Source organism: Methylobacterium sp. E-066 (genome assembly GCF_022829635.1).
Taxonomy (GTDB): domain Bacteria; phylum Pseudomonadota; class Alphaproteobacteria; order Rhizobiales; family Beijerinckiaceae; genus Methylobacterium.
Window position 1 is genome coordinate 26,021 of record NZ_JAKSYO010000102.1, and the last position, 23,632, is coordinate 49,652.

General features: G+C 69.5%; 24 protein-coding genes. 13 read left to right on the forward strand and 11 right to left on the reverse strand.

What is annotated here, in order from left to right; all coding sequences use genetic code 11:
* Positions 1 to 7: 7 nt before the first annotated feature.
* From prfA to MKL20_RS14695, 3 genes are all read right to left on the reverse strand, one after another.
* Positions 8 to 1,093, reverse strand: coding sequence for a peptide chain release factor 1 (prfA, locus tag MKL20_RS14685; protein WP_243962403.1), 1,086 nt, complete (start codon positions 1,091 to 1,093; stop codon positions 8 to 10).
* 157 nt (positions 1,094 to 1,250) lie between these two features.
* Positions 1,251 to 3,512, reverse strand: a complete 2,262-nt coding sequence (ptsP, locus tag MKL20_RS14690; RefSeq protein WP_244037293.1) for a phosphoenolpyruvate--protein phosphotransferase — start codon at positions 3,510 to 3,512, stop codon at positions 1,251 to 1,253.
* 294 nt (positions 3,513 to 3,806) lie between these two features.
* Entirely contained in the window at positions 3,807 to 5,042 is a 1,236-nt protein-coding gene (locus tag MKL20_RS14695) for an aspartate kinase (protein WP_243962401.1), read from the reverse strand.
* A gap of 263 nt (positions 5,043 to 5,305) precedes the next feature.
* Between MKL20_RS14695 and ubiG the strand changes: the two genes are divergently transcribed.
* The 6 genes from ubiG (at position 5,306) to MKL20_RS14725 (ending at position 9,486) form a co-directional block, all read left to right on the forward strand.
* Entirely contained in the window at positions 5,306 to 6,067 is a 762-nt protein-coding gene (gene ubiG, locus MKL20_RS14700; RefSeq protein WP_244037294.1) for a bifunctional 2-polyprenyl-6-hydroxyphenol methylase/3-demethylubiquinol 3-O-methyltransferase UbiG, read from the forward strand.
* Positions 6,068 to 6,113: 46 nt separating this feature from the next.
* On the forward strand, positions 6,114 to 6,701 hold the full coding sequence (locus tag MKL20_RS14705; protein ID WP_244037295.1) for a YbhB/YbcL family Raf kinase inhibitor-like protein: 588 nt from the start codon (positions 6,114 to 6,116) through the stop codon (positions 6,699 to 6,701).
* A 135-nt stretch (positions 6,702 to 6,836) separates the two neighbouring features.
* Positions 6,837 to 7,454: a PAS domain-containing protein gene (locus MKL20_RS14710; RefSeq protein ID WP_244037296.1), complete on the forward strand. Its 618-nt coding sequence runs from the start codon at positions 6,837 to 6,839 to the stop codon at positions 7,452 to 7,454.
* Between the two features lie 166 nt (positions 7,455 to 7,620).
* Positions 7,621 to 7,746: a type B 50S ribosomal protein L36 gene (gene ykgO / locus MKL20_RS14715; RefSeq protein ID WP_003601867.1), complete on the forward strand. Its 126-nt coding sequence runs from the start codon at positions 7,621 to 7,623 to the stop codon at positions 7,744 to 7,746.
* Positions 7,747 to 7,876: 130 nt separating this feature from the next.
* On the forward strand, positions 7,877 to 8,479 hold the full coding sequence (locus MKL20_RS14720; RefSeq protein WP_243962397.1) for a tetratricopeptide repeat protein: 603 nt from the start codon (positions 7,877 to 7,879) through the stop codon (positions 8,477 to 8,479).
* Positions 8,476 to 9,486 (forward strand): alpha/beta fold hydrolase, encoded by a 1,011-nt coding sequence (locus MKL20_RS14725; protein ID WP_244037297.1) that lies wholly within the window; start codon positions 8,476 to 8,478, stop codon positions 9,484 to 9,486. Before MKL20_RS14720 ends, MKL20_RS14725 begins: the two co-directional genes overlap by 4 nt.
* Positions 9,487 to 9,489: 3 nt before the next feature.
* Here the strand turns inward: MKL20_RS14725 and pyk are convergent, their stop codons facing one another.
* On the reverse strand, positions 9,490 to 10,926 hold the full coding sequence (gene pyk, locus MKL20_RS14730) for a pyruvate kinase (RefSeq protein WP_243949423.1): 1,437 nt from the start codon (positions 10,924 to 10,926) through the stop codon (positions 9,490 to 9,492).
* Between the two features lie 335 nt (positions 10,927 to 11,261).
* On the opposite strand from pyk, the gene MKL20_RS14735 reads away from it, so the two are divergent.
* Together MKL20_RS14735 and MKL20_RS14740 are read left to right on the forward strand one after the other, a co-directional pair.
* On the forward strand, positions 11,262 to 11,450 hold the full coding sequence (locus tag MKL20_RS14735) for a DUF4160 domain-containing protein (protein ID WP_244037326.1): 189 nt from the start codon (positions 11,262 to 11,264) through the stop codon (positions 11,448 to 11,450).
* A 4-nt stretch (positions 11,451 to 11,454) separates the two neighbouring features.
* The gene (locus tag MKL20_RS14740) at positions 11,455 to 11,886 is read left to right on the forward strand and encodes a DUF2442 domain-containing protein (protein ID WP_244037298.1); all 432 of its coding nucleotides are present in this window, start codon (positions 11,455 to 11,457) and stop codon (positions 11,884 to 11,886) included.
* 8 nt (positions 11,887 to 11,894) lie between these two features.
* On the opposite strand, the gene MKL20_RS14745 is transcribed toward MKL20_RS14740, so the two are convergent.
* A complete protein-coding gene (locus MKL20_RS14745) occupies positions 11,895 to 12,257 on the reverse strand; it encodes a DUF1036 domain-containing protein (protein ID WP_244037327.1) in 363 nt (120 codons plus the stop codon).
* Positions 12,258 to 12,621: 364 nt separating this feature from the next.
* A complete protein-coding gene (locus MKL20_RS14750) occupies positions 12,622 to 13,941 on the reverse strand; it encodes a glycerate kinase (protein WP_244037299.1) in 1,320 nt (439 codons plus the stop codon).
* Between the two features lie 193 nt (positions 13,942 to 14,134).
* On the opposite strand from MKL20_RS14750, the gene MKL20_RS14755 reads away from it, so the two are divergent.
* From MKL20_RS14755 to MKL20_RS14765, 3 genes are all read left to right on the forward strand, one after another.
* A complete protein-coding gene (locus tag MKL20_RS14755) occupies positions 14,135 to 14,899 on the forward strand; it encodes an N-formylglutamate amidohydrolase (protein WP_244037300.1) in 765 nt (254 codons plus the stop codon).
* Between the two features lie 62 nt (positions 14,900 to 14,961).
* The gene (locus MKL20_RS14760) at positions 14,962 to 15,270 is read left to right on the forward strand and encodes a DUF1244 domain-containing protein (protein WP_243962393.1); all 309 of its coding nucleotides are present in this window, start codon (positions 14,962 to 14,964) and stop codon (positions 15,268 to 15,270) included.
* A gap of 116 nt (positions 15,271 to 15,386) precedes the next feature.
* Positions 15,387 to 15,668 (forward strand): DUF2312 domain-containing protein, encoded by a 282-nt coding sequence (locus MKL20_RS14765; protein ID WP_243962447.1) that lies wholly within the window; start codon positions 15,387 to 15,389, stop codon positions 15,666 to 15,668.
* On the opposite strand, the gene MKL20_RS14770 is transcribed toward MKL20_RS14765, so the two are convergent.
* Positions 15,580 to 17,613 carry an alkaline phosphatase family protein gene (locus tag MKL20_RS14770; RefSeq protein WP_244037301.1) on the reverse strand — a complete coding sequence of 678 codons (2,034 nt, stop codon included), beginning with the start codon at positions 17,611 to 17,613 and terminating at the stop codon, positions 15,580 to 15,582. The two genes, MKL20_RS14765 and MKL20_RS14770, sit on opposite strands and share 89 nt — an antisense overlap.
* A gap of 651 nt (positions 17,614 to 18,264) precedes the next feature.
* Complete coding sequence (locus MKL20_RS14775) at positions 18,265 to 19,305, reverse strand: aspartate-semialdehyde dehydrogenase (RefSeq protein WP_244025570.1); 1,041 nt, start codon at positions 19,303 to 19,305, stop codon at positions 18,265 to 18,267.
* 316 nt (positions 19,306 to 19,621) lie between these two features.
* Here MKL20_RS14775 and MKL20_RS14780 point away from each other — a divergent pair, with 316 nt between their 5' ends.
* Positions 19,622 to 20,437: a hypothetical protein gene (locus MKL20_RS14780; RefSeq protein ID WP_244037302.1), complete on the forward strand. Its 816-nt coding sequence runs from the start codon at positions 19,622 to 19,624 to the stop codon at positions 20,435 to 20,437.
* 136 nt (positions 20,438 to 20,573) lie between these two features.
* Entirely contained in the window at positions 20,574 to 20,996 is a 423-nt protein-coding gene (locus MKL20_RS14785) for a hypothetical protein (protein ID WP_243962389.1), read from the forward strand.
* Positions 20,997 to 21,251: 255 nt separating this feature from the next.
* On the opposite strand, the gene MKL20_RS14790 is transcribed toward MKL20_RS14785, so the two are convergent.
* The 3 genes from MKL20_RS14790 to MKL20_RS14800 all read right to left on the reverse strand — a co-directional run bounded on the left by MKL20_RS14790 (position 21,252) and on the right by MKL20_RS14800 (position 23,627).
* Entirely contained in the window at positions 21,252 to 22,220 is a 969-nt protein-coding gene (locus MKL20_RS14790) for a hypothetical protein (protein WP_244037303.1), read from the reverse strand.
* Between the two features lie 123 nt (positions 22,221 to 22,343).
* Positions 22,344 to 22,988, reverse strand: coding sequence for an alpha-ketoglutarate-dependent dioxygenase AlkB (locus tag MKL20_RS14795; protein WP_244037304.1), 645 nt, complete (start codon positions 22,986 to 22,988; stop codon positions 22,344 to 22,346).
* Positions 22,989 to 23,627 carry a 2,3-bisphosphoglycerate-dependent phosphoglycerate mutase gene (locus MKL20_RS14800; RefSeq protein ID WP_244037305.1) on the reverse strand — a complete coding sequence of 213 codons (639 nt, stop codon included), beginning with the start codon at positions 23,625 to 23,627 and terminating at the stop codon, positions 22,989 to 22,991.
* Positions 23,628 to 23,632: the final 5 nt, after the last annotated feature.

A 23,632-nucleotide genomic window follows, 5' to 3' on the forward strand; every position in this document is an offset into this window, starting at 1 on the left:
GCGCCGCTCAGGCCATGCCCTCGGAGGCCAGGAGCTCGGCCTGGTGCTCGGTGATCAGGGCGTCGACGACCTCGTCCAGCGCCGTGCCGGCCATCACCTCTTCCAGCTTGTAGAGGGTGAGATTGATGCGGTGATCGGTGACCCGGCCCTGCGGGAAGTTGTAGGTCCGAATCCGCTCGCTGCGATCGCCGGATCCGACCTGCGCCCGCCGGTCGGCGGCACGGGCGGAATCCTTGGCGGTCCGCTCGGCGTCGTAGAGCCGGGCGCGCAGCAGCGACATGGCGCGGGCGCGGTTCTTGTGCTGCGACCGCTCCTCCTGGACGAAGACCACGATGCCGGTCGGCAGGTGGGTGATGCGGATCGCCGACTCGGTCTTGTTGACGTGCTGGCCGCCGGCGCCCTGGGCGCGCATCGTATCGATCTTCAGGTCGGCGTCGTTGACGACGATGTCGACCTCCTCGGCCTCCGGCAGCACCGCCACTGTTGCCGCCGAGGTGTGGATGCGCCCCTGCGTCTCGGTGTTGGGCACCCGCTGCACCCGGTGGGCGCCGCTCTCGAACTTGAGGCGGGCGAACACCCCCTTGCCCTTCACCTCGGCCACGACCTCGCGGAAGCCGCCGACGGTGCCCTCGCTCTCGGAGATCACCTCGACCCGCCAGCCCTTCGACTCGGCGTATTTCGCGTACATCCGGAACAGGTCGCCGGCGAACAGGGCCGCCTCGTCGCCGCCGGTACCGGCGCGGACTTCCAGGATCGCGCTCTTCTCGTCGGCGGCATCCTTGGGCAGCAGCATGAGCTGGAGCGCCCGGTGGGCCTCTTCGAGCCGCTCCTGGGCCTCCGGCTTCTCGTCGGCCGCGAGCGCGCGCATCTCCGAGTCGGTGCCCGGCTCGTCGATCATCGCCTCGAGATCCGCGAGGTTCGCCAGCGCCGCCCGGTAGACGCGGATCGCATCCACCACGGGGTCGAGGTCGGACAGCTCCCGGGAGAGCTGGATCACGGTCTCGGATTCACCCTCGCCGGTGGCGAGCTGTGCGGTGACGAATTCGTGACGCGCCAGGATGGCGTCGAGGCGCTCGGTGGGAAAGGGGATCATCGCCCGTGTTTCTGCAGGTTTTTGCGCACGACGTTCCGGGCCGGGCGGCGTCTCGTCTCAAGGGTTGGAGCGCGGGAGGCCGCAGCGCATCAACCGAAAGCGTCGTGGCTGTGCCGTACAACCCCGGCCGAACCTTCGGCAAGGGTCGCATCGCGGGTTAGATAGGTACGCCGTTGGCGTGTGCGAAGGCGGTGAGGGCCGGGCGCAGGGAATCGCCATCGTGCATCCGGGCCATCTCGGTGTCGATCAGCTCGGTGATGGCGCCGGCATCGAGGCTCAGCACCATCGCCTTGACCGGGCCGATGGCGGCCGGCGACATCGACAGGCTGCGGTAGCCCAGCCCGATCAGCGCCATCGCGTCGAGCGGGCGGCCGCCGATCTCACCGCAGACCGTCACCGGGCAGCCGGCCGCATTGGCCCGCTCGGCGATCAGACGGAACGCCCGCAGGGCCGCGACGCAGAGCGGGTCGAACCGGTCGGCGACCCGGCGGTTCTCCCGGTCGACCGCGAACAGGAACTGCATCAGGTCGTTCGAGCCCACCGAGAGGAAGTCGGCCTCCTTGGCGATCTCGTCGATCTGGAACAGCAGCGAGGGCACCTCGACCATCGCGCCGAGGCGGCATTCGGTCGGCAGCTGGTAGCCGTGACGGCGCAGATAGGCCTTCTCGCGCTCGACGATGCCCCGGGCGCGGACGAACTCGTCCACGGTCGCGACCATCGGGAACATGATCTTGAGCGGGTCGCCGTCGGCGGCCTTCAGCAGCGCGCGGAGCTGCATCCGCAGCAGAGCCGGCCGGTCGAGACCGATGCGGATCGCCCGCCAGCCGAGCGCCGGGTTCTCCTCCTCGAGCTTGGCCATGTAGGGCAGGATCTTGTCGCCGCCGATATCGAGGGTCCGCACCGTCACGGGCTTGCCGGCCGAGGCCGCGAACACCTTGCGGTAGAGCTCCTGCTGCTCTGCCGCCGAGGGCATGCGCTGGGCGACCATGAACTGCAATTCGGTGCGGAACAGGCCGACGCCCTCGGCGCCGGTCTCGTGCAGGTGGCTGAAATCCACCAGCAGGCCGGCATTGAGCTGGAGGCCGACCCGCACCCCGTCCCGGGTCTGGGCCGGCACGTCGCGGAGCGCCCGGTACTGCTCCTGCCGACGGGCGCGCAGCCGCACCATCTCGGCATAGGCGGCCTCGACCTCGGGGCCCGGCCGGACATGGACCTCGCCGGCCACGCCGTCGACGATGATCGCGTCGCCCGCGTCACACAGGGCCGAGGCGTTCTCGACCTCGCCCACCGCCGGGATGCCGAGCGCCCGCGCCACGATGGCGACGTGGCTGGTCGGACCACCCTCCTCAAGGACGATGCCGCGCAGGGTCGAAGAATCGTAGTCGAGGAGCGCCGCCGGCCCCATGGTGCGGGCCACCAGGATGGCGTTCTCGGGCAGCACGACGGTGCCGCCCGCCTCCGGCCCGGTCAGCGTGCGCAGCAGCCGGTTGGCGAGGTCGTCGAGATCGTGCAGGCGCTCGCGCAGATACGGATCCGACTGGCGCATCATCCGGGCGCGGTTGTCCGACTGCACCCGCTCCACCGCCGCCTCGGCGGTGAGGCCGGAGGCCACGGCCTCGCGCATCCGCCGGAGCCAGCCCTTGTCGTGGGCGAACATCCGGACGGTCTCCAGCACCTCACGCGATTCGGCGGTGCCGATCCGGTCGCCGCGCTCGACCAGCGCGTCGATGGCCGAGCGGACCTCCTCGATCGCCGCGTCGAGCCGGGCGACCTCGCGCTCGACATTCTCGGCGATCAGCGTCTTCACCACCACACGGGGCTCGTGCAGCACCACGTGGCCCAGCCCGATGCCGTCGGCGAGCGCGATGCCGCGGGCGACCACCGGGCGGCGGGCAGCGGTGCCGGCATCCGGCGCCAGGCCCTCCAGCTCGCCCGAGGCGATCATCTCCGAGAGCACCATCGCGGTGGTCTGGAGCGCCTCGATCTCCTCTTCGGAATAGACCCGGTAGGTCTGGTTCTGGACGGTGAGCACGCCGAGCGTGTTGCCGGCCCGCAGCAGCGGCACGCCCAGGAAGGCGTGATAGGCCTCTTCCCCGGTCTCGGGCCGGTAGGAGAAGGCCGGATGGTTCTGGGCGTCCGACAGGGAGAGCGGCTCGGCGGTCCGCGCGATCAGGCCGACGAGGCCCTCATCGGCGTGCATCCGCGTCAGGTGAACCGCCTCGCGGTTCAGGCCTTCCGTGGCGAACAATTCGAGGGTGTTGTCGTCCCGCAGGACGTAGACCGAGCAGACCTCGGCCACCACGTTGGCGGCGATCAGGACGACGATGCGGTCGAGGCGCGCCTGGGGACTGACCGGCTCCGCCATCGCTTCGCGGAGGCGGCGCAGCAGCAGGCGCGGGCCTCCGGGCGCAGCGGGCATCGATTCGTCGTTCCAACGTGGCGAGTGGCCTTGGCGTCGACCACCCTGCAACCTTGGCGCCACCATCGCAACGGCCGGCGCCCGATGGACCGAGCCGCATTCCTCCAGAGCACCTCTGGGATCGGCGGAAAGGCCCGTGACTGTTCTAGCTCAAGACACCCGATCCGCTCCCGAAACCTTGCCCGATCGGACACGATTTCGAGCCCTTATCCAAGTCCCTATTTCAGGGCGCGCCCGACCGCCTAACCGGCATCCGTGCAGGCGGCAAACGCTCTAAACTAGGCCCTTTCAGGATCAGGCCTGATCCAGGCCGTATAGCGAGTGGAGCGTGCGCACGGCAAGCTCCGTATAGGCCGCATCGATCAGCACGGAGAACTTGATCTCCGACGTGGTGATTGCGCGGATGTTGATGCCCTTCTCGGCCAGAGCCCGGAAGGCTTTGGCAGCGACGCCCGCGTGGCTGCGCATCCCGACCCCGATCGCCGAGACCTTGACCACGTCGGTGGCGCCCTCGATCTGCGCGTAGCCGATCTGCGGGCTGGCCTGGTCGAGGATCGCCCGGGTGCGCTCGTACTCGGCGGCCGGCACCGTGAAGGTCATGTCGGTGGTCGACTGGTCGCCCGACACGGTCTGGATGATCATGTCGACGTTGATGTTCGCGTCGGCCAGCGGCCCGAAGATGGCGGCGGCCACGCCGGGGCTGTCCTTGACCTTGCGCAGGGTGATCTGCGCCTCGTCCCGGGAAAACGCGATCCCGGTGATGATCTGCTGTTCCACGATGTCGTCCTCGTCGCAGATGAGGGTGCCCGGACGCGCGGCGTCCGGCGGATCGAATGAGGACCGGACCGTGGTCGGCACCCGGTGGACCATGGCGAGTTCCACCGAACGGACCTGCAGCACCTTGGCGCCGAGCGACGCCATCTCCAGCATTTCCTCAAAGGTCACGCGCTCCATGCGCCTAGCCTTCGGCACGATCCGCGGATCGGTGGTGTAGACCCCGTCCACGTCCGTGTAGATGTCGCAGCGCTCGGCCTGGATCGCGGCCGCCACGGCCACCGCCGAGGTGTCCGAGCCGCCGCGCCCGAGGGTGGTCACCCGGCCGGTTTCGGCATGGATGCCCTGGAAGCCGGCGATCACCGCGACCTCGCCCTTGGCGAAGCCCGCTTCGAGGTTCTTCGGGTCGATCTCGGCGATGCGGGCGGACCCATGCGCGTCCGAGGTCACCACGGGGATCTGCCAGCCCTGCCAGGAGCGGGCCTTGATGCCGTCCTTCTGCAGGGCGACCGCCAGGAGGCCCGCGGTGACCAGCTCGCCCGAGGCGACGACGGCGTCGTACTCGCGCGGGTCGTAGAGCGGGTTGGCATCCTTGACCCAGTCGACCAGCTCGTTGGTCTTGCCGGACATGGCCGACACGATCACGGCGACCTCGTAGCCGGCCGCGACTTCGCGGGCGACGTGGCGGGCCACGTTGCGGATGCGCTCGACATTGGCGACGGAGGTGCCGCCGAATTTCATCACCAGACGGGGCATGTTGGTTCTTTGCGGATTCCCGACGTCTGGGAGAGGGACCGCCCTGGCGGGTCCCGGACAGTGCCCGGCGGGTACAAGCGGCTCGGCAGGGTGTCAACAACCGCCCGGGCATGGCTCCGGCGCCGCGGCGACGGCCATAGGACAGGCATGCTATGGCGGCGCAGGACCTGTCCCGCCGGCCCATGAACCCCGATCGCTCAGCGAGCGCCGTGGTTTCCGGCCAGGGGCGGACAGGACCGGAATATCGTCTGGACGGAACGCGCATGGATAGGGCAGCCACGAATGTCGGCACGGACGGCTTCGTCGATCGCGGCGAGGTCGCGCGGTTCGACGCCCTCGCCGCCACCTGGTGGGACGAGGCCGGGCCGATGCGGGTGCTGCACCGGTTCAATCCGGTGCGGCTCGCCTATATCCGCGACGCGCTGTGCCGGCGCTTCGGCCGGGATCCGCAGACGCCGTTTCCGCTGGACGGGCTGACGATCTGCGATGTCGGCTGCGGCGGTGGGGTGCTGTCGGAGCCCCTGGCCCGGCTCGGCGCCAAGGTGACCGGCCTCGATCCCGCGGAGCAGAACATCGCGGTCGCCCGCGCTCATGCTGAGTCGGCCGGCGTGCCGGTGGATTACCGCGGCGAGACCATCGAGGCGGTAGTCGCCGCCGGCCAGAGCTTCGACGCCGTGCTGATCATGGAGGTGGTCGAGCATGTCTCGGATAGGACGGCCTTCGTGCGCACCGCCTGCGCGGCGGTGAAGCCGGGCGGCATGTTGTTCGGGGCGACCCTCAATCGGACGCTGCGCTCCTTCGCGCTGGCTATCGTCGGCGCCGAGTACGTGCTCGGCTGGCTGCCGCGGGGCACCCACGATTGGGCAAAGTTCGTGACGCCGGAGGAGTTCGCCCGCGCGATCCGGGCCGGCGGCCTCGACGTCACCGACACGGTCGGCGTCGCCTACAATCCGCTGACCGATGGGTGGCGCACCAGCCGGGACAAGGCCGTGAACTACATGGTCGCGGCCGAGCGACGAGGCTGAACCGGAGCTGCCGTTCGCGGTTGAGACCGCAGCGGAGGCTTGAACGATGCTGGAAAAGATCCCCCACGTGGTCGGCGAGGCCCTGTCCGGGATCAAGGCCGGGGTCGAGAAGACCGCCTATGACGCGGCCTTCGGGGATGTCCCGGACACGCTGACGCTGACGAGCCCCGCCTTCGCGGATCATGGCGAGATCCCCGCCCGCTTCACCGCCGACGGGCCTGGGCTCTCGCCGCCGCTCGCCTGGAGCGGTTTGCCGACCGGCACCGCGGCGCTGGTCTTGCTGGTCGAAGACGCCGGCAGCCCGACGCCGCAACCGCTCGTTCACCTGATCGTGTGGACTCTCTCGCCCGCCACCGCCGGACTGGACGAGGGCGCACTACCGAGCCCCGACCGGCCGGAGGCCGCCGGGTCGAGCCTTGAGCCGAGCCTTGGCAAGAACAGTTTCCTGCGTCCGGAATGGCTCCCGCCCGATCCGCCGAGCGGCCACGGACGCCACGATTACCATTTCCAGCTCTACGCCATGGGAAGCAGCCTCGATCTTCCCGCGCATCCCGGTCGGGGGGCTCTCCTCGATGCGATGCGTGGGCGGGTGATCGGCAAGGGCCGGCTGGTGGGAGGCTATGCCCGCCCCTGAACCCGCTCATCGATGAACGGGGATGGGATCGCGGCCCTGGGCCGTTTGCGTTGTACGGGCTCCCGCGCCGGGCTACTGAGTCGACCAGATACCGCCTTCGCGGACAAGCACTTCACCTTTTTTGGAGCGGATTCTGTGGGCTTGGATGCGCGCCCGAGGCGGCAGAACAGCGAAATCGTCACGCGCGCCCTCGCCGCCACGAATGTCGGGACCTGGGAATGGCGGTTCGCCGACGATGTCGTGCGCTGCGACTCCGTAGCGGCGACGATGCTGGGCATTCCCCGGGCGGCGACCGGGCGCGGCACCACCTACGCGCTGTTCTTCGATCGGATCCATCCGCAGGATCGTCCGCGTATCGAGTCGATCGTAAAGAATCTCCAGCGCTACGGCGGCCTCTACGTCGCTCAGTACCGCACAGTCCTGGCGCCCGACGACGTGCGCTGGGTCCTGGCGCGCGGCCGCTTCGTCATGGGGCCGGACGGACTGGTGAGCGAGGCGCGCGGCATCGTCATCGACGTCACCGAGAGCAGCCGGGACGGCTATATCGACGAGGCCGCCTTCTGCGCGATCGACGGCCAGCGGAGCGGGATCGACCGCGTGGCCGAACTGGCCCTGGCGCTGTTCACGGCGGCCGAAGGACTGACGGGCTCCGACTTCGAGCGCTTGAAGCCGCTGATGGACGGGCTGCTGCACGAGATCGGTCGGCAACTGGTGGGAACCGCCGCGGTGCCGCAGCTCGACAGCGTGCATTGAGACGCTGCGCCTGCGACGCCTTGCCTTGCGGTGGCGAATCCTGATATGGCGGCGCCATCCCGCGATGCGTGTGCCGTGATCGCTGGACGCGCTCGTCGCGTCCCGCTTCGTGACCACGTTCCCGATCCCCCGTGAATGGACGGCCCCACCCGGGCTCGAGAAACCGATGAAGATCCGTAATTCCCTCAAGTCCCTGCGCGGCCGTCACCGCGACAACCAGCTCGTGCGCCGCAAGGGCCGGGTCTACGTGATCAACAAGACCCAGAAGCGCTTCAAGGCCCGCCAGGGCTGAAGCCTGCCGCTCGGCTTCGGCCGGGTGTATCAACGCGAAAGCAGCCGCACCCGTCCGGGTTGCGGCTGCTTTCGCGTGCGCGGCACCGCGGCACGTTGACGAGGGCCGCACCCGCGCACACTCTGGCGCGATGATGCCGACCCGCCTCCTCGCCGCCCTGGTCTGCCTGCCGGTCCTCGTATCTGGCGCCTCTGCGGCCCCGGATGCCGGACGGTCCGGCCGCACGGCACCCGAGGCGAAGCCGGCGCCCAAGCCCGTGAGCCTCGACGACCTGTTCGCACGCCTGCGCGCCAGCGAGGATCCGGCCGAGGCGAAGGGCATCGCCAAGTTGATCGAGCGCCGCCTCGACACCTCCGGCAGCCCGACTGCGGACCTGCTCACCGACCGCGCCCGGCAGGCCATCGCGGCCCACGACTTCCCCCTGGCCGCCGAGCTGATGGATCGTGTCACTGCCCTGGAGCCGAACTGGCCCGAAGGCTGGAACCGGCGCGCCACGGTGTTCTGGCTCCTGACCGACAAGGACGACGCCATCGCCGATCTGCGCCGTGCCCTGGTGCTGGAGCCGCGCCATTTCGAGGCCTGGGCCGCCATGGGGCGGATCTACGAATCCCTCGACGACAAGGCCCGGGCGCTGGCGGCCTTCCGCCGGGCCAAGGCGCTCTATCCGACGATGGAGAAGATCGGCGAGGCGGTCGACCGCCTGGCGCCGGAGGTTGACGGCCGCGACCTGTGAGCCGGGTGGCCGCACTCCTCATCACGATCCTCGCTCTCCCCTTCGCGATCCTGGGTCTGATCCTCGCGCTCGGCGCGGTGGCGAGCCTCGTCATCGCCCTGCGGGTCGGCGCCGAGAATCCGCCGGCCGGTCCCTTCGTCGAGGTCGCCGGCGGACGGCTGGCGACCATCCAGGCCGGACCGGCCGACGGCCCCCCGCTGATCCTGCTGCACGGGGCCTCGGCCAACGCCTCCGACCCGATGGAGGGCATCGGCCGCCGTCTCGCCGAGAAGGGCTTCCACGTCATCGCCTTCGACCGGCCGGGCTTCGGCTGGAGCGACCGCATCGATGGCAGCGAGGCCGCCGCGCCGGCCGTGCAGGCCCGGATCATCGCGGAGGCGCTCGAAAAAATGGGCGTCGGGCCGGCGGTGGTGTTCGGCCATTCCTGGGCTGGCGCTCTGGGCCTGGCGCTTGCCCTCGATCATCCCGAGCGAGTCTCCGGCCTGGTCCTTGCGGCCCCCGTCGCCATGCCGATGCCGGCGCGGATGCTGGTGCTGCCCTGGTACTGGCGGCTGGCGCTGAAACCGCCGGTGACATGGCTGCTGAGCCGCACCGTCGGACCGCCCCTCGCCCAGTATTATCTCCCTGAGACGGCCAAGCGGGTCTTCCTGCCACAACAGTCGACACCCGGATACGCCGAGGCGGTCCGCGCCGCCCTGGTGCTGCGGCCCGGAACCCTGCTCGCCAACGTGCAGGATCTCGTCGGCCTGCCGGCCGCCTTGGCCGTGCAGAGCCCGCGCTACGGCGACCTCCGCGTCCCGACTCTGGTGATCTCCGGCGAGGCGGACCCGATCGTCCGCAGCGAGACCCAGGCGATCCCGCTGGCGAAGGCGATCCCCGGTGCCCGGCTCGTGCTGCTGCCGGGAATCGGTCACATGCTCCACTTCGTGGCGTCCGAGCGCCTCACCGAAGAGATCGTCCGGTTCGCCGGCGAGCGGCGCGAGGCCGCTCCCCTTCTCAAGGATTAGACCTCACGCCTTCTCGGCGTGTTCCCGGGTGATGAAGGTGAGCCGCACGAGGTTCGTCGCCCCCGGCGTCCCGAAGGGCAGGCCGGCCACCACGATCACCCGGTCGCCCACGGCGGCGAATTTTTCGCGGACCGCGAACTTGGCCGCGCGGAACGACATATCGTCCACGTCGCTGGCATCCTTGGTGACGATCGGGTGCGTGCCCCAGGCGAGCGCCAGGCGCCGAGCGGTCTCGCGCCGTGGCGTCAGGGCGATCACCGTGGCGTTCGGGCGCTCGCGCGACAGGCGCAGGGCGGTCGAGCCGGAATTGGTCCAGGCCATGATCGCGTCGAGGTTCAGGGCGTCGACCATCTGGTGGGCGGCGGCCGCGATCGCGTCGGCGGCGGTCTCGTCCGGGGTCGCGCTCTGCGCCCGGATGATCGACCAGTAGACCGCGTCGCGCTCGACCTGCTCGGCGATGCGGTTCATCGTCTCCACGGCCCCGACCGGGAAGGCACCCGACGCGCTCTCTGCCGACAGCATCACCGCGTCCGCGCCCTCGTAGACGGCGGTCGCCACGTCCGAGACCTCGGCGCGGGTCGGGACCGGCGCCGTGATCATCGATTCGAGCATCTGGGTCGCCACCACCACGGGCTTGCCGAAGCGGCGGGCGCTGCGGGTGATCCGCTTCTGCACGCCAGGCACCTGCTCCAGCGGCATTTCCACACCGAGATCGCCGCGGGCGACCATCAGGCCGTCCGAGATCTCGATGATTTCGTCGAGCCGGGTCAGCGCCTGCGGCTTCTCGATCTTGGCCATCACCAAGGCGCGGCCGGCGCAGACCTTCTTGACCTCGGCCACGTCCTCGGGCCGCTGCACGAAGGACACGGCGATCCAGTCGGCCCCGGCATTCAGGCCGGCATCGAGGTCGGCCCGGTCCTTCTCGGTCATCGCCGGCACCGGGATCACCGTATGGGGCAGCGACACGCCCTTGCGGTTCGAGATCTTTCCGCCGACCTCGACGCGGGTCACGGCGCGGTTCTCCGAGGTCTCGAGAACGGTCAGCCGCAGCTTGCCGTCGTCGAGCAGGATCGCGTGGCCGGCCTCGAGGGCTTCCAAAATCTCCGGATGCGGCAGGTGGCATCGGCCGGCATCGCCGGGTGTCGGGTCGCCGTCGAGCACGAAGGTGGCGCCGGTCTCGATCATCACGGCGCCCTCCGCGAAGGTGCCGAGCCGGAGCTTCGGCCCCTGCAGATCGACCAGGATGCCGATCGGGTGCTTGGCCTCGCGCTCGATCGCCCGGATCACCTCGACCTTCTCGGGCAGTTTTTCGCGGGGGAGATGGCTCATGTTGAGCCGGAACACGTCCACGCCCGCCCGGAACAGGCGTTCGATCATCTCCGGCGAATCCGAGGCCGGCCCGAGGGTGGCGACGATCTTGGTGCGGCGCGAGCGTTTCAAGCGTGATCCTCCGGGTAGTCCGCCGCGTCCGCGCGCGGTCTGCCCGCGACGGCGTCGGTTCGGTTCGTTGGGTGGCGGTGTAGGCATCCCGCCCGGGGCAGCGTCAAGGGCGCAGATGCGCGTTGCCCTGCGAGCCTTGCGTCTGCCAACATACGCGGCGGCCGCACTGAGTCTCGATCGAAACACCCGGCGCAAGGGCGTACGAACGGACCACGTCTGCGGCAACCATTGCCGTTTTCGGCCCGGTCGCTAGAGTGCCTTTCACTGCATCTCGGTCCGGCGCTTAGGGCCGTACCATGCCGACGCTGATGCGTTTCGCGACCTGCAAGATCGCCATGTACGCCGACGATCACCACCCGCCGCATTTTCATATCGAGGGTCGTGGTTGGCGGGTGCTCGTAGAGATCGAGACTCTTCGGATACGGGCGGGGAATGCCCGGCGGGCGGACGAGGCTTTGGCCTGGGCCAGGGATAACACCGCATTGCTCTTGGAGTCATGGAACCGTCTGAACCGGAGGTCATGAGCTGATGGATGTGCCGACTCTGAAAGGTGTTCGCGCCGGGCCGGGGCGGACTTTGCTGGTGACTTGGAAGAACGGAGCAGAGGGCCCGGTCGATGTCGGGGCGCATCTCGACACCTTCGCGGTGTTTGCGCCGCTGCGCGCCGATGCCCGTGCCTTCGCCGCCGTGACGGTCGGGGAATGGGGTCGGAATGTCCATTGGACCGACGAGATGGAGATCGCCGCCGATACTCTGTGGCGGCTCGCCCTGGAACAGGGGGCCGCGTGGTTGCACGCGTGGCGGCTCGGCCGCGTACCGCGGATGACGCAACACGAGGCCGCGCGCGCGCTCGGCGTCAGCGTCCGGATGTGGCGTTACTACGAAGGCGGCACGCACCTGCTCCCCAAGACCGTGCGCCTCGCTGCCATCGGCCTCGACCACGCTGCCGAGGCCGCCTGACGAACACCCTACGGCTTGGCCGGCGCGTCCGCCCGGTTGGGATCGGTGAGCTGGATCGTCCAGCTCTTCTGCTCGCCGGTATCGACCTCGAAGAAGCCGTTCCGGTCGTAGCCGCGGGCGAGGCAATCCTCGACGCCGCGGATCGTGAACTCGGAATCGCGGGTGCACATCAGCGAGCGCCCGCTCCATTCGCCGCCCCGCGTGTAGTCGACGGCGAACACGTAATAGAACCGCGCCGCCAGCGCGCCCTTGAGCAGGGTCTCGCAGGCCTTCGGGGCCAGATCCCACCAGCCCTCCGTCACCCAGCCCTGCGGGTCCCGGTAGCCCAGCGAGATGCCCACCTTGCTGGCGGTCTGGTTGCACAGGCGCAGATCCGCCTTGGCGGGGCTCGTGTAGAGGAGCGCAAACCCGAGTGCGAGTAGGGCTTGAGCCGCCGACGCACGAGCCGACGGGCGCTCTCGGCCTGGACCAGGCGCGACACGCCCCCTCTCCCGTGCGGGAGAGGGTTGGGGTGAGGGACCAGGTCTTTCCGGAAAGCTCGCACCCCTCACCCTGTCCCTCTCCCGCACGGGAGAGGGGACCCGCGCTCCGTTCGGCGGCTGCGTAGCCCGGCCCGGCGTATGGATCCGGTGGACCGCACGGGGGAGTGCGTGCAGCGCGGCTAACGGATCCAACCAAGGCGCGACCTGCGGTTGACGTGCCGTGGACCGTGCCGCGATGCGATCGAGAGCGGTGCTACCCGACGAGGATGATGCGGCAATCGTTGACATTGGTGCGGGTCGGGCCGGGGTTCACGAGGTCGCCAAGGGCCGCGAAGAATGCGGTCGAGTCGTTCTGCGCCAGCATCGCGGCCGGGTCGAGGCCGGCGGCACGGGCGCGTTCCAGGGTGGTCGGGTCGACGAGGCCGCCGGCCGGGTCCGTGGCGAGGCCGCGCCCGCCATCGGTGCCGTCGGTGTCGGCGCTGATCCCGAAGATGCCGGGCTCACCGTCCAGCGCCACGGCGAGCGCCAGGGCGTATTCCTGGTTCGGACCACCATGACCTTCGCCCCGGATGGTGACGGTGAGTTCGCCCCCCGAGATCAGCGCGACGCGCTGGCCGGCGGCCTTGTAGCGCTTGGCCTCGCTGGCATGCACGGCGGCGATTTCCCTTGCCTCGCCTTCGAGGTCGGCGCCGAGCATGATCGGCTCGTAGCCTGCCTCGCGCGCTGCGGCGGCGGCAGCCTCAAGGGCGTCGATCGGTCGGGCAATGATGCGGTACTCGGCGCGGGCGAAGGCGGGATCGCCGGCCTTCGGGGTCTCGTTGTTCGGGTCGTTCAGCAGCCGGACCGCCGTCTCCGGGAGCGGGATGCCCCGGCGCTCGCAGATGGCGCGGGCATCGGCCAGGGTCGAGGGATCGGGCACGGTCGGGCCCGAGGCGATCACCGCCGGATCGTCGAAGGGCACGTCGGAGATCGCGAGCGTCAGGATCCGCCGGGCGTTGCGGGCCGCCACCGCGAGCCGGCCGCCCTTGATCCGCGAGATGTGCTTGCGGACCGTGTTGATCTCGCCGATCGGCGCGCCGGAGCGGAGCATCGCCCGGGTGATCGCCTGCTTCTCAGGCAGCGTCAGCTCACCGGCCGGGGCGATCCAGTTGGCCGAGCCGCCGCCCGAGAGCAGCACCAGCACCTCGTCATCCGGGCCGGCCTCAGTGGCGAGCCGCAGCGCCTCCTGGGTGGCGGCGATGCCGGCCTCGTCGGGGACCGGGTGCCCGGCCTCGACCATGTGGATGCCCGGCGCGTCCTGCCCGTAGCCGTGGCGCGCCACCGCGAGGCCGACGATCCTGTCGTCGCCGAGCCCGTGCTGCTGCCGGTAGAACCGGCTCGCCACCGCGCTCATGCTGCCCGCCGCCTTGCCGGCCGCCAGGATGATCAGGCGGCCCGGGCTCGGCGCCGGCAGGTGCGCCGGCAGGCACAGGTCCGGATGGGCGGCGCGGATGCCGGCATACAGCAGGGTCTCGAGGAGCGCGCGCTGTTGCAGGACGGCGGGGTCGGCGATCGGCGGGACGGTCTCGGGCATGGCGTCGGACGGGCTCCTCACTGTGATTTGCGCGTGCGATCCCCGCCCATTCGTTGGTGGGCGGCGGGCCCGTTTCTTGCCGTGAGCGCACGTTCTTTGATAGGCATCGTGCCTTGTCAGGTGATCTGCCCGAGCCGCCGCCTCACGGCAAGCGCGATCGGCGGTCACACGCACATCCAACCCTCGGAGCCCCGTGACCCGTCCGGAGATAGAAGCGCGCGCCCCGGCCCCGCACCCGTGCGAAATCATCCCGGGCGATCCCGCCTGCGGCCTCGTGATCGCCTGCGACCACGCGTCGAACTTCGTGCCTCCGGATATCGCGCTCGGCGTGCCGGAATCCGAGTTCGGCCGCCACATCGCCTACGATATCGGCGCGGCGGCTGTGACCCGCGGGCTCGCGGCCCGGCTGAACGTGCCGGCGATCCTGACGAACTTTTCTCGCCTGATCATCGACCCGAACCGCGGCCGGTCCGATCCGACCCTGGTGATGCGCCTCTCCGACGGCGCCGTGGTGCCGGGCAACGCTAAGATCGACGAGGCCGGCAAGCAGGCCCGGATCGCGCGCTTCTACGCGCCGTTCGACGCCGCGATCGACGAAGCAGTCGCGGCTGCCCAGGCCGCCGGGCGTCCCCCGGCGATCCTGACCATGCACAGCTTCACGCCCTATTGGCGCGGCATCGCCCGGCCCTGGCAGGTCGGCATCCTGTACGATCGGGACGCGCGCCTCGCCCGGCCGCTGATCGAATCCCTGGAGGCCGATCCGGCCGGGCTCACGGTCGGCGATAATCAGCCCTATGGCGGCGGCCTGCCGGGCGACACGATCGACCGCCACGCCACCGCCCGCGGCCTGCCCAATGCCCTGGTCGAGATCCGCCAGGACCTTATCGCCGGTGAGGCCGGCCAAGAGGAATGGGCCGAGCGCTTCGCCCGCATCCTGCGCCCGCTGATCGCGGCTTGATCGGAACGCGGCCGATCCCGAGATCCGTGCGACCGATCCTCAACCGGAAAGCGTTTCCCACGATGCCCGAGATCGACCCGCAGACCCAGACCGAACTCGAAGCCGCGGTGTTCCGCCGGCTCGTGTCGCATCTGCGCAACCGCACCGACGTGCAGAACATCGACCTGATGAACCTGGCGGGCTTCTGCCGGAACTGCCTGTCGAACTGGCTCAAGGATGCCGCCGACGAGACCGGCGTGCCGCTCACCAAGGACGAGAGCCGCGAGGCGGTCTACGGGATGCCGTATGCCGAGTGGAAAGCTCTGCATCAGGCCGAGGCGAGCCCGGAGCAGCAGGCAGGATTCGCCGCCTCTCAGGCCAAGGATCACTGACCGGGCGAGAGGGGACGCGAGAATCGGCTAAGCTTCCGGTAAGTTCGGCCCGTTAACCACCGGTCCAGGGCGCAACCGCGCCGCGCATCCCGGAGAGCCCCATGAACGCCCATTCGATGCCCAGTGCAGCAGCCCAGCGGCCCGGCGGCGACGTCTCGTCGGCCGAGGGCGTGGCCGCCGACGAGCTGAAGCAGTTCATCGAGCGCCTGGAGCGCCTCGAAGAGGAGAAGGCCGGCATCATGGGCGACATCAAGGAGGTGTTTGCCGAACTGAAGGGCCGGGGCTTCGACGCGAAAGCCGTGCGCACGATCATCCGGATCCGCAAGCAGGATCACAGCGAGCGCCAGGAGCAGGAGGCGATCCTCGAGCTCTACATGCAGGCGCTGGGCATGGCGTAGGGCACACGCCGCCGGACTGACACCAAGTTCGGCGGACGGAGCGAAATCTGAAATGAAAAGGGCCGTACCCCACCGGGTACGGCCCTTCGCTTATTGGTTGGGTGCCTCGGTCGAAGGTCAGTGCCCCCCCGGCGGCATGCGCCTCGTCGATGAGGCCCAAGGTCCGGCCCGGATATCCGGCGGCATCGAAATACCGGGTCTCGCCAACCGTCTGATAGTTCAGCACCGTCACGATGCCGGCGGCATCCGGCTCCGAGCGGCGGACATGCTTCTCGGCCGCGGGCCGGGCGCCGTTGACCATCGCCTCCGTCAGGACCCGGCCGACCAGCTTGCCCTTGTTGGGGATGTCGAGATCCAGGATCCGGGCGATGGTCTTGCCGAGATCGGCGTTGCTCGCCGGGATGTCGCTCTCCAGGCCGCCGCGGAAATCCGGGCCGACCCCGCCCATGACGTTGCGGGTGTCGGAGCGGGCGAAACTGCCGTGCATGCCCTGGCCCTGCTGCAGGGTGGTGTCCGACACCTCGACGCCGCAGGTGCTGGGATCGGCGCAGCCGGTGGAGAAGCTGCGGAAGTTCACCACGATTGCCGGCATCGGGGTCAGCGCCGACCCGTCGAGGGCGATGGACGAGAGCGGCAGGGTCCCGGGGATCGTGCCGAGCGCGTCGCTGACGAACAGGCCGCTGACGTAGTCCTGGCGGGACAGGGCCTCGACCACCTTCCGGGCGAGCGCCTTGTCGCTGCTCGGCACGTAGACGAGGTCCGAGCCGCCATTGGCCGCCACCACCACGTCGGGCTTCACCGGATCGGATCCGATCAGGCCGTTGGCCCGGCTCGGGAAGGTCCCGGCCTCCACCTTCGCGCCCTTCGCGTCCGGGTCGAACAGGGTCAGGCCGAGATCGTGCGCGAGATCGATAGCGAGGAAGCCCGGCGGCAGTTGCCGGGCCGGCACGCCCTTGTAGGAGTCCGACGCGGCGTAGCTCGTGGCACTCTCCTTCGAGATCGTTGAGAAGCCGTGATCCGAGGTGAGGACGACGTCGGTGGTGTCGGCCAGGCCCTGCTCGCGTAGGGCGGTCAGCAGCGCGGCGAGGTTGTCGTCGGCGTTGCGGATGGCGGCGAGGCTCGTCGGCCCGTTGATGCCGGGCACCAGCCGCCCCAGACTGTCGCCGTGATTGTGCTGTGTCCCATCCGGGTCACGCGACCAGAACACCAGCACGAAGGGCTTCTGCCGGGCCTTGAACAGCGGCAGCACCGCCTTGGTCGCGACGGAGGCGAAATAGGCCTGCTGCTCGACATTGGCCGCGACGGTGCCGGGCGTCTCGGCGGTGCCGGCCTGGCCGTTCGCGCCGCGGGTCGGCGCCTGGTCCGGCAGGCTGACCTCCTTCAGGCGCGCGCGGAACGCGTCGCCGAGCGGGATCCCGCCGGCCCGGCCGGTGCTGTCGTCGATGTGGATGTTGTACTGGCCCGAGCGCTCGGTGTGGTCGAAGACCAGGGAGGGCCCGAGCTTGCCGATGCTGGCGGTGGAAAAACCTTTGGCCCGGGCGGCCTTCAGGATCGTCTCCTCGTTGAGGTAGTTGCCGGCGAAATGCTCGTCGACATCGCCGAGCACCGGGTCGCTCTCGAGGAACGGGGTCAGGCTGTCGCCGGCTCCGGGCACCGGGAAGGCCGTGTAGATCGTGTTCCCGAACTGGCCGGTATCGCCGAGCATGTGGCCGGTCGCCATCGCGGTGGCGTTCGGCATGGTGAAGGTCGGGAACATCGAGTGCGTGTTGGTGAAGCGCACGCCGGTCTTCATCAGCCGGTCCATGGTCGGTGCGTTCTGCGCGTTCACCATCCCGGCCCTGAGGCCGTCGGCGACGAACAGGATGACGTTGTGGGGCCGCGTCTCGGCGCGGGCGGCGCTGGAGGCGCACAATCCGACGAGGCAGGCAACGATGACGCGACGCATAAGGAATCTCCGACCGATCCGGGGAGCGGCGTGGCCGGGGAAGATTACAGCGCTGTGACAGGAACGAGCCCTGCGCCGCCGCCGGCCGCGCTGCTTCGCGTCGAATAGACATGCGCGCGACTGCTTGAACGGACGATCAGCGCCTGAAGAACTGCGGCGTAGACGGGCGAAGACATAAGACAGGCCGTCTCAAGCCTATTCACAGACGATCCGATTGCCGGGGACATTCGCGTATGTCTTTTAACCCGCTCCGTCATTGCGAGCGCAGCGAAGCAACCCAGTGCGGCGCGCGATCTCCGACCGTAGCGTATCCCTGGGTCGCTTCGCTGCGCTCGCGATGACGGTGAAGGCTGCTGTGCACTCTCCAACCGGCGATCGTATGAGAGCCTGTTTGACCGGCTTTTCCCATCCTCGGCCTCATCCTGAGGCGACGGAGCGTAGCGGAGGCCTCGAAGGAGCCCTCCAGCCAGCCGCGCGATCCCTGGAGGGCTCCTTCGAGGCTGCTGCGCAGCACCTCAGGATGAGGGGAGCGGTTGGGATCTCCATCAGCAGAGCCATCATTCGACTGCGATCGTGCGGTCAAACAGGCTCTGAAACGAAAACAGCCGCGATCTTCCGATCGCGGCCGCCTCGTATCCTTATGCCGCTCTGTTACGCCGCCTTGGGCTTGGCCCGGTTGAGCAGCTTGCGGTTCACCAGCACCTCGGCGATCTGCACCGTGTTCAGGGCGGCGCCCTTGCGCAGGTTGTCCGACACGCACCAGAAGTTCAGGCCGTTCTCGATGGTCGCGTCCTCGCGGATGCGCGAGATGTAGGTTGCGTCCTCGCCGGCGGCCTCGTGCGGGGTCATGTAGCCGCCGTTCTCGCGCTTATCGATCACCAGAATACCCGGCGCCGAACGCAGGATCTCGGTGGCCCGCTCGGCCGAGAGCGGACGCTCGAACTCGACGTTCACCGCCTCCGCATGCCCGATGAAGACCGGCACGCGGACAGCGGTGGCGGTCAGCTTGATTTTCGGGTCGAGCATCTTCTTGGTCTCGGCGACCATCTTCCACTCTTCCTTCGTGTAGCCATCCTCCATGAACACGTCGATGTGGGGGATGACGTTGAAGGCGATGCGCTTGGTAAACTTGCCGCCTTCCTTGATGTCGCCGGCGGTGAACACGGCGCGGGTCTGGTTGAACAGCTCGTCCATCGCCTCCTTGCCGGCGCCGGAAACCGACTGGTAGGTCGAGACCACGACACGCTTGATCGTGGCCGCCTCGTGCAGGGGCTTCAGGGCGACGACGAGCTGAGCGGTCGAGCAGTTCGGGTTGGCGATGATGTTGCGCTTGGTGAAGCCCACGATCGCGTCGGCATTCACCTCGGGCACGATCAGCGGTACGTCCGCGTCGTAGCGGAACGCCGACGAGTTATCGATCACCACGCAGCCCTGCTGCCCGATCCGGGGCGACCACTCCTTGGAGGTCTCGCCGCCCGCCGACATCAGGCAGATGTCGGTGTCGGAGAAGTCGTAGGTGTCGAGGGCTTTGACCTTGAGCGTTTTGTCGCCGAAGGAGACTTCCTGACCCTGGCTGCGGCGCGAGGCCAGCGCCACGACCTCGTCGGCGGGGAAGGCCCGCTCGGCCAGGATATCCAGCATCTCACGGCCCACGTTGCCCGTGGCGCCTACGATGGCGACCTTGTAACCCATCTCTCGTCTCCGCGCGGAAAGCCCCGACCGAACCGGGTGCCGCGCTCATGCCAGCAAACTCGGCCGAAGGATCGTTCGCGCCGAAGGGGCGCCCGCCAAACGGACGCGGCCGCGAACCCGCACGAGGTGGGGGCGACGGCCTCTGCGAGCAAGGCGCCGAAGGGGCGAGGCTGTCAAGGCCGTCGCAGCCGCGGCAAGGATCGATTCACCCTGTCGCGGGAATGCCGGGCATGACGCCCGGTTGGGGGGTGGTGATCAACCCGGCGCGGTGATGATCGAGCGCGGCCGACACCAGCGGCCGTCCGCACGGGACATTATGCAGAGCGACCATCCGAGTGGTGAGGCGAAGAAAGCGTCCGGCGAACCGGAGGGGCGGCGCACGCTGTCGCTTGCCGGTCTCGGCCTGCGCCTGGTCGTCGCCTCCGCGATGATCGCCGCGCTCTGCCTCTACGCGCGGAAGCCGCCGGGCGTGCCGCAGCAGGCCGTCGCGGAACAGGTCGCGACCCCGTTCGTGCCCGCCACGCCGGCACTCAAGGCCCCTTTAGCGGCGACCCCCGTCCGGTTCGGGCTTGCCGATCCCGGTCTCGATCCGGTCCGGGTCACGGCTGCCCGGATCGACCCGGCCACGGGCCTGCGTGAAGACGCACTGGCGCGCGGTGCCTTCGAGGCGGTCGAGGCCCCGGCGCTTCGCGTAACACTGGCGCGTGGGAACGCTGCGGGCCCGGCGCCCGGCTTGTTCATCCTGCTGGCCCGCCGGGCCGCCACCGACGGACCGGCGCTGGCTGTGACTCGGACCGGCCCAGGCGGTCGGATCGCCACCAAGTTCGGCGCCGTGGAGACCCTGGAGGTCACCCTCGGCGGCGCCACGCGGCGGACCTGCACCGGCTTTGTCAGCCGCGAAACCGCGTTCCGGCTCGACGGCTGGCTCTGCGCACCGCTCGGCCATCCGCCCGAGGCGCGGGCCCTGGGCTGCATGATCGACGCCCTGAGCCTCGACGACCCGGCCGATCCCGACGCGACGGCGGCCTTCCTGGCGCCCCGGACGGACCGTGGATGTTCAGTAACCACGGTCGCGGATGCCACCGAACCGACCGGCTCGATCGGTCGTCGGCGGGCGCACACGAAAAAATGAGGCCAGAATACGGCAAATCGCCGAAGCTCGGCCATTTTCGCGGAACCACAGCCTCACTCAAGCGTCGTTCTATCAAAGGCGGCGAACTGTTAAGCTTCGGTCGCCATACTGATGGCACTCACAGACAAGGTTGGCCATGCGCTCGCTTAAGATCGCTCTTCTCGGCGTCATCGCCGCCACCGGCTTCGGCGCCCTGGCGTCCGTGCCCGCCCAGGCCCAGGATGGTTTCGGCCCGGGTCGCGTCTACAGCGTCAGCCGCCCGCTTCCGATCCGCGTCCGTCCGCGCAGCTGGCTCGACGCCGGCAACGTCCCGCTGACCTCCAACGTCCCGGGTGCCGGCGGTTCGCGGAACCCGGCCCTGAACCCCTACCTGATCGCCGCCTCGAATCAGCTGACCCCGGTCTACGGTCGCAACGACCGCTTCGACAGCGGCCAGCTGCCCGACCCGATCACCAACGGCCCGTTCATCGGCGCGCGCTCCTCGGCGATCCGCAACGTCGACTTGTCCTTCGTCGACCGGATCGACCCGACCTCGCCGCTCTACGGCCGCCCGTACTAAGCGGAACGTCCGTTTCGAGGTTGAGAAGCGCGGGCCCCAGGGTCCGCGTTTTTTCTTTTTTGGGGGACTTTCCCGCTCACCACCTCATCCTGAGGTGTGAGCGAAGCGAGCCTCGAAGGAGCCCTCCAGCCGGCCGCGCGATCCCTGGAGCCCTCCTTCGAGGCCCAGCGATCTTCGATCGCCGGGCACCTCAGGATGAGGGGCGAGACTGGGATATCAGGATGATCGCCGCTGCCTGTATCGTCACTGCGCGATCTACTTAACCTGCACGCTGTCCACGACTTCGCGGAACTTGGCGAGCACGCCCGTGCGCTGATCCTCGCGCACCACCCCGAGGGCCCGCAGGTACCCGTCCGGATTGAACCGGATCGTCTGCGAGACGACCACGGGGACGTTGGTCGGCATGTCGATGGCCCGGGCCACGATCTCGTGCCAATCGACGCCGTTCGAGCGGTAGCTCTGTGCGCGCTCGATGATGAAATCCTTCATGGTCTGGTTCGAGGCCAGGGCCGACCGGGCGAAGCCGTCCCGCTGCTCGGCGGTGGGCGGCTGCTGAACCGCCTGGGCCAGGACCAGGATCGGCTGCTCCAGGTTCTGCATCTGGTCCTTCGGCCCGGCCGTGAGCAGGACGGAGTTGCCGGCCAGCACCCGCACGGGGCGGAAGCCCGCCATGTTGCCGATGCGGAAGGGCAGCGCCTCGACCTGCTGGTCGAGGGTCAGGGCCGGGCGCAGGGTGACGCCGGTCACCAGCTTGCGCATCGTCTCCTCGGTCTCGGCATCCGGGAGCGCCTGAGCGATGATCAGGCCGGTGACGGTGGGCGTGCCGACGACGAGAATCCACTTGCGGATCGCGGGCGCGGAGGCGTTCGGATCGGCAGGCTGCTCGCCGGTGTAGAGCATGCCCTCGTTGTCGCCGACCTTGACCTCCTCACGCTTCTCCACAGCAAAACCCTGACTCAGCAGGTTGGCGTCGGTGAAGCCGCTGACCATCTCGGCGAAGGCGTTCGGCGGCAGCTCGACCACCGACACGGTGGCGCCGCCCTCCTTGCGTTCGAAGCCGGAGAAGCGCCGCGACAGCGCCATGTCGGCGGGCGGCTCGAATCCGAAGCGGGAGCCCGGCGGATAGACCGGCTCGGCGGCATGCGCCGCGGAGCCGAGCCCGGCCATCAGGACGGCCAGGGACAGAACCCGCCCGAGACGCAGCGTCAGGTTACGCACCAGCATCGGAAACCGGTTCTCCTCGGGCCATGGCCCATGCGGCCTCGCCTTGTGCGATGGGTCCGACGGCCGGCTGCCAGTGTCAAGCGCTTGCGAGATCAGGAGATCGGGAGATCCGTCAGCCGGCGCTTACGCCTCGGCGGCGCTGACCCGGCGCAGCGTCAGGTTGCAGCGGCCGCCGGCCGGCAGGTAGCCCGGCAACGGGTTTTCGGCGAGCAGGTCGTTCTCTGCGTAAAGGCGGTCGACCCCGTGGTGGATCAGGCGCGAGGCGCCGCCGATCACCAGGGCATCGCCGGGATGGAGCCGCACCGAGCGAGTCGGATCGGAGCGCTGCAGGCCGCCGTAGCGGAACAGGGCTGCCGCTCCCAGCGACAGGGAGACGACCGGGGCCGAAAAGTCGGCCTCGTCGCGGTCCTGATGCAGGCCCATCCGCGCGTCCGGGGCGTAGAGGTTGATCAGGCAGGCTTCCGGCGGTGCCGGAAACGCAGCCAGCGTGTCCCAGGCCGCCAGGGCGGTCGGCGGGATCGCGGGCCATGGAGCGCCGGTCTCGGGGTGGGTTGGCTGGTAGCGGTAGCCGCTCCGGTCGGACACCCAGCCGAGCGGCCCGGCATTCGACATCCGCACCGAGAACGGCTTTCCGGTGCGTGGCATGCAGGGCGTGACGGGCGGCGCGGACGCGAGCACCGCGGCCACCTCGGCGGCGAGCCGGGCGCGGGCCGCCGGATCCAGGAAGCCCAGATGGTGGATCAGTCCCGGTGCGAGTTCGGTCGCCAATCAACGGCCCGCTTCGCCGTCGCGGGCCAGGATCGCCTTGGAGGCGACCGTGGTGTCGGCGACGAGCCGGTAGACCAGCGGCACGCCGGTCTTGATCTCCAGGCCGGCGATCGTGTCGGGACCCAGATGGTCGAGCACCATCACCAGGGAGCGCAGCGAATTGCCGTGGGCCGCCACCAAGACCCGCTGCCCGGCCATCACCCGGGGCAGGATCGTCTCGATATAGTAGGGCAGGACCCGGGCGGCGGTGTCCTTGAGGCTCTCGCCGCCGGGCGGCCGCACATCGTAGGAGCGCCGCCAGAGATGGACCTGCTCCTCGCCCCATCGGGCGCGGGCGTCGTCCTTGTTGAGGCCGGCGAGGTCGCCGTAATCGCGCTCGTTCAGCGCCTGCGACCGCACGACTTGGAGATCCGAGAGACCCATCTCCTCCAGCGTCAGCGCGCAGGTGCGCTGCGCCCGGACCAGCTCGGAGGTGAAGGCGATGTCGAACCCGTAGCCCGCCCGCTTCAGGGCACGACCGGCCGCCCGCGCCTCGTCGACGCCGCGCTCGGTGAGCCCGGGGTCGCGCCAGCCGGTGAACAGGTTCTTGAGGTTCCACTCGCTCTGGCCATGGCGAGCGAGGACGAGCAGGCGCTCCATCGGCA

Excerpts from the sequence above, each read along its gene's own strand:
- prfA (WP_243962403.1), bottom strand. The coding sequence starts at position 1,093 with ATGATCCCCTTTCCCACCGAGCGCCTCGACGCCATCCTGGCGCGTCAC.
- ptsP (WP_244037293.1), bottom strand. The coding sequence starts at position 3,512 with ATGCCCGCTGCGCCCGGAGGCCCGCGCCTGCTGCTGCGCCGCCTCCGC.
- MKL20_RS14695 (WP_243962401.1), bottom strand. The coding sequence starts at position 5,042 with ATGCCCCGTCTGGTGATGAAATTCGGCGGCACCTCCGTCGCCAATGTC.
- ubiG (WP_244037294.1), top strand. The coding sequence starts at position 5,306 with ATGGATAGGGCAGCCACGAATGTCGGCACGGACGGCTTCGTCGATCGC.
- MKL20_RS14705 (WP_244037295.1), top strand. The coding sequence starts at position 6,114 with ATGCTGGAAAAGATCCCCCACGTGGTCGGCGAGGCCCTGTCCGGGATC.
- ykgO (WP_003601867.1), top strand. The coding sequence starts at position 7,621 with ATGAAGATCCGTAATTCCCTCAAGTCCCTGCGCGGCCGTCACCGCGAC.
- MKL20_RS14720 (WP_243962397.1), top strand. The coding sequence starts at position 7,877 with ATGATGCCGACCCGCCTCCTCGCCGCCCTGGTCTGCCTGCCGGTCCTC.
- MKL20_RS14735 (WP_244037326.1), top strand. The coding sequence starts at position 11,262 with ATGTACGCCGACGATCACCACCCGCCGCATTTTCATATCGAGGGTCGT.
- MKL20_RS14740 (WP_244037298.1), top strand. The coding sequence starts at position 11,455 with ATGGATGTGCCGACTCTGAAAGGTGTTCGCGCCGGGCCGGGGCGGACT.
- MKL20_RS14750 (WP_244037299.1), bottom strand. The coding sequence starts at position 13,941 with ATGCCCGAGACCGTCCCGCCGATCGCCGACCCCGCCGTCCTGCAACAG.
- MKL20_RS14760 (WP_243962393.1), top strand. The coding sequence starts at position 14,962 with ATGCCCGAGATCGACCCGCAGACCCAGACCGAACTCGAAGCCGCGGTG.
- MKL20_RS14765 (WP_243962447.1), top strand. The coding sequence starts at position 15,387 with ATGCCCAGTGCAGCAGCCCAGCGGCCCGGCGGCGACGTCTCGTCGGCC.
- MKL20_RS14770 (WP_244037301.1), bottom strand. The coding sequence starts at position 17,613 with ATGCGTCGCGTCATCGTTGCCTGCCTCGTCGGATTGTGCGCCTCCAGC.
- MKL20_RS14775 (WP_244025570.1), bottom strand. The coding sequence starts at position 19,305 with ATGGGTTACAAGGTCGCCATCGTAGGCGCCACGGGCAACGTGGGCCGT.
- MKL20_RS14780 (WP_244037302.1), top strand. The coding sequence starts at position 19,622 with ATGCAGAGCGACCATCCGAGTGGTGAGGCGAAGAAAGCGTCCGGCGAA.
- MKL20_RS14785 (WP_243962389.1), top strand. The coding sequence starts at position 20,574 with ATGCGCTCGCTTAAGATCGCTCTTCTCGGCGTCATCGCCGCCACCGGC.
- MKL20_RS14790 (WP_244037303.1), bottom strand. The coding sequence starts at position 22,220 with ATGCTGGTGCGTAACCTGACGCTGCGTCTCGGGCGGGTTCTGTCCCTG.
- MKL20_RS14800 (WP_244037305.1), bottom strand. The coding sequence starts at position 23,627 with ATGGAGCGCCTGCTCGTCCTCGCTCGCCATGGCCAGAGCGAGTGGAAC.